We start from the raw sequence: 17629 nt of genomic DNA on the forward strand, positions 1-17629 counted from the left end.
TTTTAGTTCATACTCTGTAATTGACGGAACAACTCTTTCTGTTTGTCGGTCAAGTTCGTAGGAATCTTGACAGAATAGGTCACAATCAAGTCACCGAATTGTCCTTCCTTCTTATAAACCGGGAATCCTTTACCTTTCAGACGGACTTTCGTACCGTTCTGCGTTTCCGGTTTTATCTTCAGTTTCACTTTACCGTCCAGCGTGTCGACTACTTTCTCGCCTCCCAATACGGCAGAGTAAAGATCTACCTCCACATCTATGTACAGATCGTCGCCCAGGCGTTTGAACACCGGGTCTTCGGCTATAACGAACGTAATGTACAAGTCGCCCGCAGGTCCTCCGTTGACACCTTCGGCTCCGTAGCCTTTCAGTTTAATAACCTGTCCGTCGGCTACACCGGCAGGGATAGTGATACGTACCTGTTTACCATTTACAGTCAATATCTGCTTATGCGTTTGAGCAGCATCACGAAGGGAAAGATGAAGTTCGGCATTAAAGTCCTGTCCGCGGAATCCCGCAGAACCTTGTCCTCTTCCTCCCCGATGTCCGAACATTGATTCGAAGAAATCGGAAAATCCACTAGCGTTGCCACCGGAAAATCCTTCTCCATCGGAACTATACCAATAGGTTCCGTTACCGTCGGAGAAACCCTGACCCGCACCGCCGAATCCGCCGAAACCTCCTGCACCGCCAAAGCCTCCGGCTTGTTGCTGTGCACGTTTCTGCGCTTCGAATTCATCGGCATGCTTCCAATGTTCTCCGTACTCATCATACTTTTTACGTTTCTCGGGGTCACTCAGTACTTCATTGGCTTCGTTGATTTCCTGAAATTTATCCTTTGCACTAGGGTCATTAGGATTCAAATCAGGGTGATATTTCCGGGCCAACTTACGAAAAGCCTTTTTGATATCATCCTGAGAAGCACTTTTGTCTACTCCAAGAATCTTGTAATAATCTATATAGGCCATGTTTTATGAATTTAATCGTTCATACATCATACGGCAAATAACACGCCAATCCCATTTTTGGATGCAAAAATTAACAAGGATTAATACCTAATACTTAATACTTGATATTCCTCTTTTCCAGCATCTGGAAGTCTTGCTTCTTCATGCCCAAATCATCCAACGGACGGGGATCATTGTGATCGTTCAGATAAACCCTCGGTTTCAGGACGTAGTACGAAGCCGTCACAGCCTGAGAATCATCCCGGTAAGGAGTTTCTATTCCGCCTAAAGACAGCATGGTCGGGAAGAAAGAGCTGCTGGAAGAAACATTCTTATCCTTATTTTCAATAGCGGTATTCCAACGTTCGGGATACGTTTCGCGGTAGTCATCGGACATCCAAATCAGGAATGGCACATGAAGCTGATAATAAGAAGGTACGGGAGAAGCGTGGAGGAACAGATGACGGGAATCGTCGAAAATGTCCTCTCCATGATCGGAAGTGTAGAGCATGGCGGCATCTACCTGCTGTTTTTCCAACATACGGATAAGTCGTGACAGAAAATCATCCGTGTAACGAATAGAGTTGTCATAGGCATTCACCAGGTTATCCCGGTATTTTCTCTCTGCTTCCATCGGATAATCGGGCGTAAAGAAAGCATCTTCCGACGGGTAACGTTCGCGATAGTTAAAGTGGGAACCGTAGGTGTGAAGTACGATGAATTGTTTCGTTGCACCTTTCGCCAGTTCCTCCTCCACCAATTTCAGAAGTTCGTCGTCAGAAGGATTATAGGTAGAACTGACCGAATCTTCTTTTATAAAATCATACGTATCGGCTTCCATTCCGAAGAAGTCGATAAATGAATGGTTGTAACGTTGGTTGGAGAAAAAAGCCGTCCGGAATCCTGCCTCTTTGAAAGCGGTGATGATTCCTTTTTGATGGTAGATAGAGTCGTAGTTGCAGGCAGTAGCACCCGACATCAGCATGGGGACACTTTTATGTGTCGTATTCGACTCTGTCAACACTTTTGGGAAAGCAATCAGACCCGTTTGCCGGGATAAGAGCGGGTTCGTTTCACGTTCGTAACCATACAATTGCCAGTTTAGGGCACGAGAGGTTTCTCCTATGACCATTACATATACTTCCCGTTTTCCCTCCGGATGAGTAGGCCGGGCATGGAAAGTAAAGTCTTTGGATGTACGGTGGTAATCCTGTGTCAGAGCTGTTCTTTGAAAGGCAAGACCTACGTTGTAGCATACGTTTAGCGGGTATAAATCAGATTTCAACTCATATCCCGAATCCTGCACATAGGCTCCGACAAGACTAAGGAGGGAGATTCCAAAGACCAGGAAGGCTCTCTTCCGTTCCCTGCGAATGAACTCTACCGTAAGTTTCCGTTTACGTATAATTGAAATCGTCCCTAATATCAGGGCAGGTACATAGAGTATGATTACAGCAATAATGGCAGGTGTGAGATTATCGAGCAGTTCCAATGCCTCACTCGAATTGGTGGTGACCAGATTCAGAAACATATCGACAGCGATAATGGACTGGCCGAATAAATAAAGCAACACGATCTGAAAGGCTCCGAAGAACAGGAACAGGAATAAAATCCACAGCATCTTGCCGCAATTCCTCGACAAAGTCATCAACAGGTAATAGCAACCGAAAGGTAACAACACATTGGCGACTTTTGCCATAAATGGTAAAGGTTCTGTAAAACAGAGTACCATATTAGGTACTATCAAGATAAACAGGAACAGATAAAACAGATGTTCCTGATTTTCCAACCAATTCTTTATATTTTTAAAAAGCTTCATTGATGTTAAAAATAAATCCGGTCTGGTGTTTGCCAAACCCTAAATCCAAACGTACATTTACTCTCTTCTTAAATTCCCAACGATACCCGAAGCCATAATTAGGCAGAATGTGTTTCGGGGTGAACTCGGAAAGTCGTGGAAAAATCGTTCCCGCTCCTACCCATACAGCTACTCCATTCCGTTTCCAGACGTGTTGCCGGAGTTCTATTTGCGCGTCCATTGCTCCCTTGTCCCGATAGCGTCCTTCGTAATATCCGCGCATGGAGTAAGAACTTCCCAATGTTGCCATCAATCCCCAAGGGGTATCGCCATAGGTAAGCAATGTGTGGAATTGCCCTGCCAGCACTCCACCTTTCCATACCGGCTGATAATAACTGGTAGTCAGTTCTGTACTGCTAAACGCATATTTATTGCCGAGAAAAGCCGGACTGAACCGCTGGTCTATCCGCAAATAATAGCCATGATATGCATTTGTCAGGAAATCACGTGAATCGTAAAGGAGGGAAAGTCCCAGGCTGGTATTAGTGGTTCGCGCGGCCATTCCTTCCCATAGTTCCGGTTTCTCAAAGTTCCGTCCGTCGATATAATCGAATACGGCCATCGGGCCGATGTAGAAGTTCTTTGCCAGCCGAAACATAAAATCGACTTTCACCTGTGCCTGAAAACGTTTATAATCGCTTTCGTTATCAGAGTTCGCTCCATTGTCATATCCCCGTCCCCAATACAGACTGGGAAAAGAATAGAAATAGAGATTGTAATTCAAGCGGTATTTATCTTTTGGAAACAGATGATTTCCGCGGACTCCCAACAGATAGAAGCCGACAGTCGACACATCTCCGTAAAGAGAGACATTGGAGGGAGGAAGAAGCGTATCAATCCGATCGGTTCGATATAGTCCGGCTGCCACCAGTCCGAGTCCGAACTTGGTGTCACTGGAATAATGTGGGCCGCCTATCACACTGAAATCAAACTTTTTATTCTTTTTTTCCTTATTGGCGTCATTGAAGTAATCAAGAAACTTTTTAAAGAAACTGCGCTTTGCCGGAATGGAATCTTCCATGGTTGCAGATATAGAATCCTCCGGCAGTTCAATTTTAGTAGAATGCAGCTGTGCGCCCAACGGGGTTTGTGTCAACAACAAAAGCGCGAATATGATTAGCCTGTTCTGTCTAGTATTCATAATCATAAGAAGTAGAAAACTTTGCGGACAAAGTTAGTTTCAAACTTCCTATAAAAACAGATATTCAGGCGCTTTTGTTGTTCCGGATTTCCTTTTTAACGTTTTAAAAGTCTTATAAACTCGTCTACATCTTCTTCTGTCGTATCAAAAGAAGTTACCAGACGGATTTCATTCCTCTCTTCGTTCCAGAAATAAAAGAAATAAGACTCCAGCATGCGGTCGATAACCGGGCGGGGCATGGTGAGGAATAACTGGTTACTTTCGGCTTTTTGAGTGAAAGTTACTTCGGGCAGTTTCTTCAATTCAGTGTAAAGTTTGGCAGCCATTGCATTGGCATGGTTGGCATTCTTCAGCCAGAGGTTATCTGTGAGGTATGCCGTAAACTGGCAAGAGAGGTAACGCATCTTCGAAGCGAGCTGGGCGGATTGCTTACGGATGAAGCGGGCTTCCGGTTGCAGGTCTTTATTAAATACAATCACGCACTCTCCCATCATCAGTCCGTTCTTCGTTCCGCCAAAACTAAGAATATCGACTCCGCAGTCTACTGTCAGTTCCTTTAAGGAAAGATTCAAAGCGGCACAGGCATTGGCTATTCTGGCTCCGTCCATGTGTACATACATACCATTCAGATGGGCAAAGTCAGTCAGACGTTTTAACTCTTCGGGAGTATAGATGGTGCCAAGTTCGGTACATTGGGAAATATAGAGAGCTCTGGGTTGCGAATGGTGCTGATCGCCGAAACCATGCAGATAGGGTTGCATCAATTCCGGGGTAAGCTTACCGTCGGGAGTAGCAATCGGACAAATCTGACAACCTGTCATTTTCACAGGAGAGCCGCATTCATCTACATAGATATGAGCCGTTTCCGCACAAAAGATGGAATGATACGGACGGGTCATCAGCTGCAATGCTACCACGTTGCTACCTGTTCCGTTAAATACAAACAAGGGGACACAGTTGGGCGTAAAGGTTTCCTTTATCTTCGCTACGGCTTCTTCTGTCCATTTATCATCGCCATATCCTAAAGAATGGTCTATATTAGCCCGGTTCAATGCTTCCATTACCAACGGATGCACACCGGAATTATTGTCGGAGGCAAAACTTCTCATTGTTTCTTACATTTTAATTCGTGATGCAAAGTAACAGAATTATTTCCGGAAATCCATTGAAAGGAAGAAACATAAAGCAGAAAAAGGATAAAAAAACAAGAATCTCCGAAGTGCTGACTATGCTGTCATTCCTCTGGAGATTCTTCTGTTCTCGTTAAAGCGTCAAACTCTTTCAGCCAATATAAACATTCACACAGAGATATACATAAAGCTCTTCATCGCACTGATCGAACTCTATTTTGCTCTCTCTTGACAACCACCCCAAAGCGGCACCCAGCTCTTTATCTTTCAGCCCGGATTTTCTCTTCAAAAGTCCATAGCTCCACTTCTCATTATTACTAAGCAGTTGCCAAACCTTACCGGCATTCACACCGATTTCATTTCTGTTCATTTTTCTAGAGTAATTAAGAGGTTTAATACATTAGGTTAAGATTTCGCCTATAAAGATAACAAAAGGATATTGCAATTGTTTATACATCTTTACTAAAAAGTTGTTACAGAATTAATTTTAACATAAAAGTGGTGATGTGTCCCGACACAAAGGCGTTATTAGCATATGTTAAATCAGAACTTTTCTTTGCAGCCATCTGTTATTACATAAAAATCAATCCTAAACCAATTACAGCTATGGCAAAAAAAATAGCAGAACAGTTGATAGATACTCTGGTAAAATCCGGAGTTGAACGCATCTACGCCGTAACAGGCGACAGTCTGAATGAAGTAAACGAAGCAGTCAGAAAAAACGATCAAATAAAATGGATACATGTGCGCCACGAAGAAACAGGGGCGTATGCCGCTGCGGCAGAAGCACAACTGACCGGTCGCCCGGGATGCTGCGCGGGAAGTAGCGGGCCGGGACATGTTCATCTGATTAACGGCTTGTATGACGCACACCGGTCCGGCGCACCGGTAATCGCCATCGCCTCTACAATTCCCACCGGAGAGTTCGGTACGGAATATTTTCAGGAGACGAATACCATCAAACTTTTTAACGATTGCAGTTATTATAATGAAGTAGCCACTACTCCCACACAATTTCCACGTATGCTCCAGTCGGCCATACAAACGGCTGTCACCCGCAAAGGGGTGTCCGTTATCGGGCTTCCGGGTGACTTGGCAAAGGCTTCTGCCGTTGCTGTCGACTCGTCGGTTATCAACTATCCTGCCCCACCGGAAGTTTGTCCGTCGGAAGAAGATCTGGCTCAATTAGCTGACATGTTAAACAAACATACACGTATCACTCTTTTCTGCGGCATCGGTTGCCGGGGAGCTCACGAGGAAGTGATCGCGCTTTCCGAGAAGCTGAATGCTCCGGTGGTATATACTTTCAAAGGAAAGATGGAGGTGCAATATGAAAATCCGTATGAAGTGGGTATGACCGGATTGTTGGGAATGCCGTCAGGCTATTACAGTATGCATGAAGCCGAAGTGCTTCTCATGCTCGGCACAGACTTTCCTTATTCCGCTTTCCTGCCGGATGACATCAAGATAGCACAGATTGATATAAAGCCCGAACGTCTGGGACGTCGTGCAAAGGTGGATATCGGACTTTGCGGTGATGTTAAACTGAGCATCCAAAGTCTATTGCGTATGCTGAATCCGAAGACAGATGATTCGTTCCTGTTGAAACAACTCAAAAGATATGAAGGCGTAAAGAAGGATCTGGCTGCTTACACGGAAGATAAAGGCGACGTAAATAAGATTCATCCCGAATATGTGATGTCCGAAATAGACAAACTAAGTTCGGACGATGCTGTGTTCACAGTAGATACGGGAATGACTTGTGTGTGGGGAGCACGTTATCTGCAAGCGACAGGCAAACGCCACATGCTGGGTTCTTTCAATCATGGTTCTATGGCAAATGCTTTGCCGCAAGCCATCGGTGCCGCACTAGCTTATCCGGATCGCCAGGTAGTGGCGCTTTGCGGAGATGGTGGCTTGTCTATGACTTTAGGAGACTTGGAAACCGTTGTACAATATAAGTTACCAATTAAAATTATCGTATTCAACAACCGTTCATTGGGAATGGTGAAGTTGGAAATGGAAGTGGACGGATTGCCGGACTGGCAGACAAATATGTTGAATCCAGACTTTGCTCAAGTGGCCGAAGCAATGGGAATGACCGGATTTAATGTCAGTGATCCGGAAGAAGTGTTGACTACCTTACTGAATGCATTTGAGTTGGACGGTCCGGTACTTGTTAATATCATGACTGATCCGAACGCACTGGCCATGCCTCCCAAAATTGAATTCGGTCAAATGGTGGGCTTTGCACAATCAATGTATAAGTTGTTAATCAACGGTCGTTCACAAGAAGTAATTGATACGATCAATTCTAACTTTAAGCATATACGGGAGGTATTTTAAGTTATTCTATTTTGAATATTTTCATAACCTCTCTCAAGGTATGACCTACTATTATTGTCAATTTCAATAAGGTAAGTCATACCTTTTTATAGTCTATCTTGAGGTGATAATCATTTTATTTTCTTATGTTTGTAATCATCAAAAAGCAAAAACACATGGAAAAGACCGACTCTTCGCCTTTATCCCGACAAGCGCTGTACGCAGATAAAAAACAATGGAATCAATTCCTTTCTATTTTTTTATTGGCAGTGGGCGTTGGTTTTACAGTGGCAGGAATTATCTTCTTCTTTGCCTACAACTGGGAGGAATTACCCAAATTTGCAAAGTTAGGAATAGTAGAAGTGTTATTAGTAGCTTCTGTCCTGCTCGCTACATTCACGCATTGGAATAAGCTCGTCAAACAAATTCTCCTGACCGAAGCTACATTCCTGATAGGCACGCTTTTCGCTGTCTTCGGACAAATCTACCAAACGGGAGCCGATGCTTACGATCTTTTCCTGGGATGGACTCTCTTCACTATTCTCTGGGCGGTTGCTATCCGTTTCGCTCCGTTATGGCTGACGTTCATCGGATTACTTTGTACTACGATATGGTTGTACAATATACAGATTGCCAGTGCCAACTCCTGGGAAATGACTTTGCTGGCCAATGCAGTAACCTGGATATGTGCCTTAACAACGATCATCACGGAATGGATGAGTGTAAAAGGTCATTTGGACAGAAACAATCGCTGGTTTGTCAGTCTTCTTTCACTGGCTACTATTATACATACCAGTTTTCTGTTAATGATGGCAATCTGCGAAGAGAATGCCATATTGTCTGTTCCTCTCATAAGCACCCTCCTTTTATTCTCTGCGGGACTTTGGTATGGATGGAAAGTAAAAAGCCTGTTCTATCTGGCTATCATTCCGTTTGCTGCGTTAATGATTCTATTGACTACATTCATATCACAAAGCGGTCTTAGGGATGTTCAGATATTCTTCTACGGAGGGGTTATTGTCATCACCGGAACAACTTTACTCATTTACATCATTCTTCATCTAAAAAAGCAATGGTATGGCACAGAAGCATAACCTCACCATTCAAGCCGTATCTATTATCGGAGGAATCCTGACGGCTATTTTCTTTCTGGGATTTCTGGCACTTGCCAGAATCCTCCGCTCCGATATTTCTTGCCTGATTGTAGGAAGTATATTAATTCTCACTACCCTAACAATCAGCCGCATGGTGATTCGGTCTTTTCTGGATGCAATGAACATCACTTTATACATAGCCGGGTGTGTATTGATTGGTTTTGGTATAAATGCCAGCATTAATATCCTCTTCACTACACTTATGGGAATCAGTATTCTCACATTCTTGTTATCAAGAGGGTTTATCCTCCCCTTTCTTTCAGTCATTCTGTTTAATATATCTTTCTTCGGAGAAGCCGCCCATGTCTTTTCTTCGTTTTATCCCTTGCAAATAGCTGTAGTTCCTATCCTTGCACTATTTTTATTTGCCAACATCTTTGAAACTAAGTTGTTTGAATGTATAGGAACAGAGAATTACTTTTCCAAATACAAACCATTTCATTTCGGATTATTCATATCCGGTATCGTCTCACTGGGAGGATTATCAATCAATTATCTGATATCAGAAACAAATAGCTGGCTTGTATCCTGCATACTGTCTGTTTGTATATGGATCGGTATTCTTATAATGGTTCAACGAATCATGCAGGTCATGAAAGTGGATCATCCGGTGAACCAGATTGGTATCTATATTCTTTGTATTGTTATCTGTCTGCCTACCGTGTTTGCTCCTTATTTATCCGGCAGTTTGTTGCTGATTCTAATATGTTTCCATTATGGCTACAAAGCGGAGTGTGCTGCCTCGCTTCTTCTTTTTATCTATGCCGTTTCCAAATACTATTATGATCTGAATTTAAGCCTGCTCACCAAATCCATGACACTTTTCTTCATCGGAATTGCATGTATTACAGCCTGGTATTTCTTCACTCAAAAAAGAACAAGACATGAAAAAGTATAGCCGAATATTGATTATTGCAAACCTGATACTGCTACTGGGATATTTCAACTGGTCGGTTTATAAAAAAGAGCAAACTTTGAAAGACGGACAGTTGATTTTGTTACAGCTAGCTCCCGTCGATCCCCGCTCTCTTATGCAAGGAGACTATATGAGGCTTAGCTACAAAGAAGCTTCATCAGATCTGCTAGACCAACAAACTGCCATACGCGGTTATGCCATACTTCAAATTGACAGTAATCAAGTAGGAAAAATAGTGCGGCTGCAAAACGCTTTAGAGCCTGTAAACGACAATGAGCTAGTCATCAAATATAAAATAGTACGTCACCGGATCTTCCTCGGTGCCGAGTCTTTCTTCTTTGAAGAGGGACAAGATACTCTTTATCAAAAAGCCGTATATGGCGGGCTGAAAGTGGATGGTAAAGGCCAAAGCCTGCTCGTAGGACTGTATGACGAGAACTTCCATTATATTCAATCCGATAAATAAATAATAATGAAAAAGCCCGTACTTTCGCAAGCCCGGGCTTTCTATATTCTCAAAACATCTCCTTAATCTATAGGGAAATAAGGGACTAGCAAATTGGTTTCTAGTGCAAATAAGGAGATGTTATGAAATAAAAAAAAGGGATACCTGTGGGAAATAAGGGAGGTATCCCTTTCTATAAGAAGAACAGAATTGGAAGGATTGACTTTCACAAGCCAAATCCTTCACTCTGTTTCTTCTCGGCGTATTCTTCACACAAGGTGAAGAAGGGTTTTATTATTCTGAATTTGGAGTAGTTTCAACTGTAATACAATCCTTTGCTTATATAAAGCATTAAGAGGTTTGAAGCAACTCTCCAATTTTTCTTCTTATTCTGCCGGAATAGTTACTGTAATTGTATTCTTTCCTTCATAATTCTTAATTGTACCCCACTTAGATGTAGCTTTTACTTCTACAGTATAAGTTACAGCTTCGTAGAAATGGTGAGATTTACCTTCTGCTGTAAAGGTCACCTTTCCTGTAGCATCATCAAGAGACAGATAAGTTGACGCAGCTGCTTCTTTGAATTCAAAAACAGGAGCTGCCAGACCATAGATATCAAGAGGATTAGTAACTGAATTTGCAAATCCATTGCTTCCTGTTCCTGCTACCACAGCACCATCCTTCCACATAGTCTTACCTGCCAAATCATTCCAAGCAAAACCTGTTGAAACATTATATTCTACAGACTTATCAGATAAAGAAAGAGTCGTTGCAGTCGGAGCAACCCAAGTTCCACTAATATCTTTCACTTCAACAATACCTTCAATCGTATCCTCAACTTTACCATTATAGCTAGCTTTAATAGTAAACTTAACTACAGCAGGTACAGTCTTACCACCAACAGTCATCTTACCAGTATAGAGATCTTTATCAAACGTAAACTTAGCCTCGTTTTCATCATAGCTAACGCCAGCAATGCTATTTTCCGTAATGTTAGTAGTAATTACGAAAGTACCACCTTTAGCCAAAACAGCAGCTTTAACAGCATCAAAGTTGGAGAATATAGTAGCAAGCTTAAATTCGGAAGTAATAGCAGTAGCCGCTGTCTCAGAATCTTTTGTCGGAGTAAAGCCTGTACGAGTTTGATCTGAAGACCACATTTCCGACACTCTAGCCAATTTAGCCAAAGTGATAGGCTTAATCTTAACTGGAACATTTACAACAAGCGTATAGCCATCTCCTTCGAACTTAGCTGTTGCGGTATAATCACCAGCAGCTGTATTTTTAGGAATGATTAAAGTCAAGGCATTATTTGCACCATTTTCTAAGCGTATACCTATTGTAGGAAGAAGTTCAACCAAACTCAAACTTTCATAAGCTGATGGGCGGATATTCACAGCCGGATCGTTATAAATGTCAGCAACATTTAGAACTACTCTCTCCTCTGCAGCAACTGCTGTTTCATTAGTCCAGTCACGTTCTACCAAAGCATACGCATGTGTAAGTTCATCAATAGTACGTGTTACTTTTACAGTTCCTAACTTTTTAGGATTATCAGAACTAGTTTCCAAATAGAAACCTGGAGCCGTTACTTTAGCCATAACATTAGCAGTTTTATCCAAAGAAGCAATCAGACCGGATGTTTTTAGACTAACGCTACCTGCAGTAGAAACTTCAAATAGATTTGCATCTGTTCCAGTCAAGCTATAAGTCGTCGCAAAGATATTCTCTACATTCAGTTCTTCTAATGTTTTTGTAAATGCTGTGCTTCCACTTGCAGTTGTTGTATATGAAACCGTCAAAGTTCCAACTCCTGAATAATCAACCGGTTGGGGAGCATCATAGATAATCTCGCCTGCTTTCTCTGTTGCTACCTCATAATAAGCAGTCTTCAGATAATAACTAGACTGTATCACTGCGATATAATCAGAATTAACATTTGTCGGAGTCAATCCTTCTTTACCTTCCGCATCTTTTGTACTTACAATATTCAAAGATATCGCATGGCTCTTTTCGCTTGAAGTTGTTAATGATACTGTAAGAACACCAGCTTCACAGTTCTTCACTTCTACGGCAAACGGTTCAGCAGCACGAGTCCAGTTACGTTCTTCAGCATTTAACTTGATTTCGTAGTTTTTATTGAAATCCTCCAATGTCATAGCAGCAGAAGCCGGAGAAATACGGAATTGCAATTCTTTTGCATCTGCACTCTTCGCTGCAACAACATAAGAAGATGAGGTTGAAGTTTTCTTAGCATACAAAGTATAGAAATCTACGCTACGATCTATGCTTGTAGGAATATATACTACACTCTGAATCATACCTTTAATAGCAACACCCAGTTTTGCAAGGTCATCTTCTAACGTATCTATACGGCTATTTACAGTCGTCAGTTCTGCTGAAACAATCGCCTTGACTTTTTCACTGAATTCTGCGCTTGCATAAAGACCGGAAAGAGTCGTTTTAAGAGATTTCACCTCTGCAATAACGGCTTCTACACTCTCGAAACCATTTTCTACCGCTTTATCTTCCAATGCTGTTTGATAGTCTTCCAGCGCAGTCAGTTTAGCAAGGATACCAGTTTTATCAGCATTAATAGCAGCATACAATTCTTTAATAACATCTGCTACAGTTGCATCCTCTCCGGCAAGAGCAGCAACTTCCTTCATACTGCCAAAGTCTGCAAGAACCTTTGTTTGAATAGCATCATTTATTGCAGCGGCAATCTCCCCATCTTCTCCCAAAGCTGTGGCAATTTCATCACTGATAAGTCCTGACAGTTTTGCAGATTCAACGTAGTTCTTCAGCTCTTCTTTTGTAGCGAAATTGACTTTTAAACCATCCAATTCCTCTTTAAGGGCTTCCAGCTTTACAATTCTTGCTGTCAAACCATCAATATCAGACTTTTGAAGTTTCTTCAGTGCTTCTAAATCATTCTTAGCTGTTGCCAAGTCTTTTGTCAGCTGGTCGACCGTTGCCTTATCAGCAGTCTTTGACAATTTGTCCTCCAAATCAGTAATTTTCAGACCCAAATCTTTAATTTGAGAATCCTTATTCTCCAATTTTGTCTTTAAATCAGCCAACTGACTTTCCAAAGCACTTTTAGCCACATTAATGGCAGTTTGCATGTCTCCCACGCTTACAGGATTGTTTGACTTGATCTGGTCAATTTGTTCCTGTACACTTTTTATGTCATCATCATAGTCCTTACAACCTACATAGGTGACAGTAGAAAGCGCCAACGCCCCGAAGAACATCACTTTTACAAATTTTCTTTTCATAACTACTTAAAAATTACATTAATAATATATTATTAAACACTAAGTTTCAATAATAGCACAACCCGTTACTCTGTAGGTAACAGAGAAACCTTTGTGCCTGCTCTTCTGGAGTAGTCGATACTGAAAAATGATACCAAATGTGATGAAATTTTTTTACCCCTGCTTCTGAAAGGCAGTAGAGGGGAAGGAAATCTTTTGCAAAATTTAGAAGTTAACAAAGCCCTAATACAAAGAATCCGCGTGTTTTATTTGTCCTAGTTCTACTTTTGAATGCTTTATTAGAAAAAATGTGTGATTTCGTTTGGTTGTTTTAAGAAATATGCTCATATTTGCACCGATATTCATTCCCGTTACCTACAGAGTAACAGAATAATTTTCAAGCACTTACACCTGTCACTGAACGCTTTACAAAATCGAGAACTTGCTTATTTGCTTCATCAATTTTCTTATTCCTGAAAGGCTTCAGATAAGTTTCAGTGACGGTGATAGACGAATGTCCCATCGCTTCGGAAATAATACCCGGATGGATTTCACAATAATAAGCCGTCGTAGCCCAGGTATGACGGGCAGTGTATGAACTAAGTTTATCTCCCAATCCGAGCAATTCACCCAATAACATCAGCTGTTGGTTAAAACTACGTAATGCAAGCTGATATTCGCGATAGGCTTCTTTAGTTCCTTCCCGACTTCTCAACAATGGAAATAAATAAGGAGAAGAAGAATCACGATTCATGTATTTCTTTACCAAAGCCATTGCTTCCGGAGTCAATGTCACCGACAATGGTCGCCCGGTTTTACGTCTGCGATACGTTATTACATTACCGCGCAAATCACTCTTACGCAAATAAGCAAGATCGACAAACGGCATACCACGAAGCGAAAACATCAGGATGAATAGCTCCTGCGCCTGATATACCGCTAATGGTACACCCGATGCACGAGATAATTTAGTAAACACCTTCTTCATATCGTCATCACCCAACGCACGTTTATGGTCAGCCCGCGTTCCGGTATAAACAGAACGAAATAAATGAGGAACATAAGGAGCCTTCTGAAGATCGACCGCACGATTGTAAACCGCACGAAAGGTCCGTAAATAGGTGGAAACGGTGTTCCAACTACATCCACGACTGCGAAGATATACTTCGAACCCTTTCAACCACTCCGAAGTCACTTCACTAAAAACAAAATCATTTTTCCCACGATAAGCAATGATGGCATTCAGACTACTACGATAGACATGTGCAGTCCCAAAGTTTCCCTCCATCTGTAACCCAGTGGCTACCTGCTTCATAAATGCTAGTACTTTCAACATCTCATAATTTATTAATAATTTAGACGATAAATATACGAGTATTATCCCATCAATGGAAATACCCCGCATGAACAAACAAAGGAAATAGCTAAGATGTTCCAAAGACAAAAGAGCACGAAAAGCCCGGACTTTCACAAGCCCGGGCTTTCTATACTCTCAAAACATCTCCTTAATCTATAGGGAAATAAGGGACTAGCAAATTGGTTCTAGTGCAAATAAGAAGATGTAATGAGACAAAAAAAAGGGATACCTGTGGGAAATAAGGGAGGTATCCCTTCCAAGAGACAAACATTTGAGAAAACATACTTTCACAAGCATAATTTTCAGTCTATCTCTTAGCATATTTCTTTTTAAAGGATTTATTATCCTATATTACAACTTGTAAAGAGAAGGCATCTTAAGTCTAAGAAGAATTAGGATGCCCTCAATTACAAATCCTTTAATCCTGATTACTTATTTACTTTTACGTAGATTGATACAGATTTAGTTCTGCCCCACTTATCAAGAATATTAACATTTACTTTACAAGTAGGAGGAGTTAGGATTACGGCACCCTCCTTCTTAGATATAACAACTTTCTTTGGATCATCAGTAAGATTACCATCGTTCTTCGCCAAATAAGTTGTAGCGTCATCATCTGCTAATACAACTGAAACAGACTCTATTCTGTTATCGCTGAATTCATAGGAATTACCACGAGCATCTATTCTCTTGAAATCTTTAGCTGATATTTCTACAGTATTTCCTTCGATTATGAACGGATTTGCTTCTGTTCCTATAATTTTCTTATCTACTTCTTTGGTATATTCGAAAGTACCTTCAAAGATTTCTGATAGTATTGTCAAATTGAATCTATCAGTAATAGCTTTCAAACGAGAATTTCCGAATGGTGCATAAGACACAGTAATATAACGACCAGTATAAGCACCACCCCAATTTTCATCAGTTGCTGGCTTAGAAACATAAGGGAAAACTTTAATTTTTGAATTCTTTGTTGGTTGTGGGAGAGTCTCATCCAACCATGCAGGAGCAAACTGCTTTTTACCACTTACCACTCTAGAAGGTTTCTCTTCAGTGAATGTAATAGTATTCTGTTTATCCGCTGATATAGAACCTTCTTTATATAGGGTGTAAAGATCGAAGCCAATCTTTGTATCAGCAGTAGCAGCAAGAACTGCAGTAGTCGGTACTGTACCATAAGCCTTGGCATTATCACCATCAAAGTAAGCAGTTGCACGTTTAAATGTGAACAATTTATCATTCTGCTGATCTACAGTAATCTTGAATGTAGTTTCATACAAAAAGTCATTACCCAAACCTGCTTGGGAATCCTTATTTTTGAATTTAACTGTAGCAGTATGAGATACGGCAGCCACATTTTCTTCGTCAAATGTAGCTTGGATTACAAATTTAGTAATTTTAGCTATATCAGCTTCACTTGTTCCTGATACAGGCTTTCCGTCTTTATCCAGACCTACCAATTTTAACTGAATACTACCATCCATATAAGACTGAACCACCTTTCCATTGATCATTGCCTTATCATCAGTATAAGCAATAGTCGCAACTATTGGGTCTGACAGTTTAATTTGTCCTTTAATCTCATCTACTGAAGGACCTACTATTTCAGAAGTAGCTGTCTTATTGCTAGCATCTACGACCCAAGTCATATCTTTGATTTCAGCTTTCTTAGACACATAAGTAAACGTCAATTCAACTTCAGGATCTTGAGTACTTCCATCAACAAGAAGACAGTGAATCTTAACTTTCACCTGACCCTCCTTATTTGCTAGAATTGTATTCTTCTCTTTATCAAATTTTGCATCAGCTTTTTTAGCTTCTTCATCAGTTACCTCATAATAATAAGCTACCACCTTATCCAATTCACTACCAAACAATTCATCCAAATTATAGGTAGTTTGGTAAGGCATAGGTTCAGGAGCAGTAAAATTAACATCCGGTATATTTTGGCTGCTAGCCTTAATTTTCACACCATACTGGGAAATGATTTCATTACCCCATGCATCTTTTGTTGTAAGCGCATAAGCAGTTTCAGCACTTTCCAAAGCTGTCAATTCGTCCTTAGTCAATCCGTCTACAAACTTCAGAGTCAAATCGTATACACCTTTATTTGCTGTAGGCTCTTTTTCCGGATCCGCTGCACGAGTCAAAGCATCTATACTAAAATTATCTGCTATATTTGCAACAGCAAAATTAGTATTACCCTTAGAGTCCGTCAAGCCTATTTCATAAGCTTGAATATCTGCTGCTTTCAAGTTTACAGGATTAATCAATGCATGAATCTTGCTGCCACCTCTAGCAACAAGCAAATCCCCTTTCTTCTTGAAAGTTTTGTTTCCATTAAACACAATATCTTTGCCAGCTATGCTATAATATAAAGTAGTTTCAGCCTCTGTAGAACCAACATCAACAGAACCATCGCCTTTTATACCAAGCACACTCATACTAGTGATACGAGCCGATTTCGGCATAGAAACCGTTTCCCATTCTTTAGTCTCCTTATTGAAAATATTCAATATCCAAACCAATGGATTACTAGCATCAGCAGCTACATAAATATCAGTAGCAGCTTTAATTTTTGTCTCTACAGGTTTTTTAGTTTCAGCATCCCAAACCATCCAGAATCCATTTTCTGAAATTTGAGGTGCATATCCGTCTTCTCCTTTACCACCCGGAGATCCTGCAGCGCCCGGTTTGCCATCAGCACCTTTCTTTCCTTCTGCACAAATACCAAGATCATTATCATTGACAATCCAGTTCTTTGTTACCGGATCAATCTTAATAGTCGTTGGTGTAGCATCCTTACCGCTTGTAATAGAATAACTTTTATTATCATTAAAAGTTATCTTAAATCCATCGGTAATTTGTTCAACATTGGTAACCCATTTACCTTCTTTCACAAAATTCTGCAACTCGGCTATACTAGCTTTGTTTGCGTCAATCTGTGTTTGCAGATTGTCGATGTCATCATCGTAGTCTTTACAGCCTACATAGGTGACAGTAGAAAGTGCCAGCGCCCCGAAGAACATCACTTTTACAAATTTTCTTTTCATAACTACTTAAAAATTACATTAATAATATATTATTAAACACTAA

General features: G+C 40.9%; 12 protein-coding genes. 4 read left to right on the plus strand and 8 right to left on the minus strand.

Annotated elements, in window-relative coordinates; genetic code table 11:
- Positions 1 to 2: 2 nt before the first annotated feature.
- The 5 genes from KFO40_RS09425 to KFO40_RS09445 all read right to left on the minus strand — a co-directional run bounded on the left by KFO40_RS09425 (position 3) and on the right by KFO40_RS09445 (position 5446).
- The gene (locus KFO40_RS09425) at positions 3 to 968 is read right to left on the minus strand and encodes a DnaJ C-terminal domain-containing protein (protein WP_004301036.1); all 966 of its coding nucleotides are present in this window, start codon (positions 966 to 968) and stop codon (positions 3 to 5) included.
- 94 nt (positions 969 to 1062) lie between these two features.
- Positions 1063 to 2766 carry a phosphoethanolamine transferase gene (locus tag KFO40_RS09430; RefSeq protein ID WP_008644785.1) on the minus strand — a complete coding sequence of 568 codons (1704 nt, stop codon included), beginning with the start codon at positions 2764 to 2766 and terminating at the stop codon, positions 1063 to 1065.
- Positions 2753 to 3952, minus strand: coding sequence for a BamA/TamA family outer membrane protein (locus KFO40_RS09435; protein WP_004301038.1), 1200 nt, complete (start codon positions 3950 to 3952; stop codon positions 2753 to 2755). The genes KFO40_RS09430 and KFO40_RS09435 overlap by 14 nt, the downstream gene beginning before the upstream one ends.
- An 89-nt stretch (positions 3953 to 4041) precedes the next feature.
- On the minus strand, positions 4042 to 5055 hold the full coding sequence (locus KFO40_RS09440; protein ID WP_117683556.1) for a threonine aldolase family protein: 1014 nt from the start codon (positions 5053 to 5055) through the stop codon (positions 4042 to 4044).
- 172 nt (positions 5056 to 5227) lie between these two features.
- The gene (locus KFO40_RS09445; protein WP_004301053.1) at positions 5228 to 5446 is read right to left on the minus strand and encodes a winged helix-turn-helix domain-containing protein; all 219 of its coding nucleotides are present in this window, start codon (positions 5444 to 5446) and stop codon (positions 5228 to 5230) included.
- A gap of 236 nt (positions 5447 to 5682) precedes the next feature.
- Between KFO40_RS09445 and KFO40_RS09450 the strand changes: the two genes are divergently transcribed.
- From KFO40_RS09450 to KFO40_RS09465, 4 genes are all read left to right on the plus strand, one after another.
- Positions 5683 to 7422 (plus strand): thiamine pyrophosphate-dependent enzyme, encoded by a 1740-nt coding sequence (locus KFO40_RS09450; protein WP_032843878.1) that lies wholly within the window; start codon positions 5683 to 5685, stop codon positions 7420 to 7422.
- Between the two features lie 155 nt (positions 7423 to 7577).
- Positions 7578 to 8495, plus strand: a complete 918-nt coding sequence (locus KFO40_RS09455) for a DUF2157 domain-containing protein (RefSeq protein WP_032852997.1) — start codon at positions 7578 to 7580, stop codon at positions 8493 to 8495.
- Positions 8479 to 9453: a DUF4401 domain-containing protein gene (locus tag KFO40_RS09460; protein WP_004301056.1), complete on the plus strand. Its 975-nt coding sequence runs from the start codon at positions 8479 to 8481 to the stop codon at positions 9451 to 9453. Before KFO40_RS09455 ends, KFO40_RS09460 begins: the two co-directional genes overlap by 17 nt.
- Entirely contained in the window at positions 9440 to 9937 is a 498-nt protein-coding gene (locus tag KFO40_RS09465) for a GDYXXLXY domain-containing protein (RefSeq protein WP_004307158.1), read from the plus strand. Before KFO40_RS09460 ends, KFO40_RS09465 begins: the two co-directional genes overlap by 14 nt.
- Positions 9938 to 10302: 365 nt before the next feature.
- Here KFO40_RS09465 and KFO40_RS09470 read toward each other — a convergent pair whose 3' ends face one another.
- The 3 genes from KFO40_RS09470 to KFO40_RS09480 form a co-directional block, all read right to left on the minus strand.
- Positions 10303 to 13197, minus strand: coding sequence for a MepB protein (locus KFO40_RS09470; RefSeq protein WP_128859259.1), 2895 nt, complete (start codon positions 13195 to 13197; stop codon positions 10303 to 10305).
- A 376-nt stretch (positions 13198 to 13573) separates the two neighbouring features.
- Positions 13574 to 14512, minus strand: a complete 939-nt coding sequence (locus KFO40_RS09475; protein WP_004311770.1) for a tyrosine-type recombinase/integrase — start codon at positions 14510 to 14512, stop codon at positions 13574 to 13576.
- Between the two features lie 449 nt (positions 14513 to 14961).
- Positions 14962 to 17586, minus strand: a complete 2625-nt coding sequence (locus tag KFO40_RS09480) for a PL29 family lyase N-terminal domain-containing protein (protein WP_004321643.1) — start codon at positions 17584 to 17586, stop codon at positions 14962 to 14964.
- Between the last annotated feature and the right edge of the window lie 43 nt (positions 17587 to 17629).

The organism is Bacteroides sp. 1001302B_160321_D4 (assembly GCF_015667765.1).
Classification (GTDB): Bacteria; Bacteroidota; Bacteroidia; order Bacteroidales; family Bacteroidaceae; genus Bacteroides; species Bacteroides xylanisolvens.

Coding starts and splice junctions, on each gene's coding strand:
- KFO40_RS09470 (WP_128859259.1), bottom strand. CDS start 13,197: ATGAAAAGAAAATTTGTAAAAGTGATGTTCTTCGGGGCGTTGGCGCTT.
- KFO40_RS09450 (WP_032843878.1), top strand. CDS start 5,683: ATGGCAAAAAAAATAGCAGAACAGTTGATAGATACTCTGGTAAAATCC.
- KFO40_RS09425 (WP_004301036.1), bottom strand. CDS start 968: ATGGCCTATATAGATTATTACAAGATTCTTGGAGTAGACAAAAGTGCT.
- KFO40_RS09445 (WP_004301053.1), bottom strand. CDS start 5,446: ATGAACAGAAATGAAATCGGTGTGAATGCCGGTAAGGTTTGGCAACTG.
- KFO40_RS09465 (WP_004307158.1), top strand. CDS start 9,440: ATGAAAAAGTATAGCCGAATATTGATTATTGCAAACCTGATACTGCTA.
- KFO40_RS09435 (WP_004301038.1), bottom strand. CDS start 3,952: ATGATTATGAATACTAGACAGAACAGGCTAATCATATTCGCGCTTTTG.
- KFO40_RS09440 (WP_117683556.1), bottom strand. CDS start 5,055: ATGAGAAGTTTTGCCTCCGACAATAATTCCGGTGTGCATCCGTTGGTA.
- KFO40_RS09430 (WP_008644785.1), bottom strand. CDS start 2,766: ATGAAGCTTTTTAAAAATATAAAGAATTGGTTGGAAAATCAGGAACAT.
- KFO40_RS09475 (WP_004311770.1), bottom strand. CDS start 14,512: ATGTTGAAAGTACTAGCATTTATGAAGCAGGTAGCCACTGGGTTACAG.
- KFO40_RS09460 (WP_004301056.1), top strand. CDS start 8,479: ATGGCACAGAAGCATAACCTCACCATTCAAGCCGTATCTATTATCGGA.
- KFO40_RS09455 (WP_032852997.1), top strand. CDS start 7,578: ATGGAAAAGACCGACTCTTCGCCTTTATCCCGACAAGCGCTGTACGCA.
- KFO40_RS09480 (WP_004321643.1), bottom strand. CDS start 17,586: ATGAAAAGAAAATTTGTAAAAGTGATGTTCTTCGGGGCGCTGGCACTT.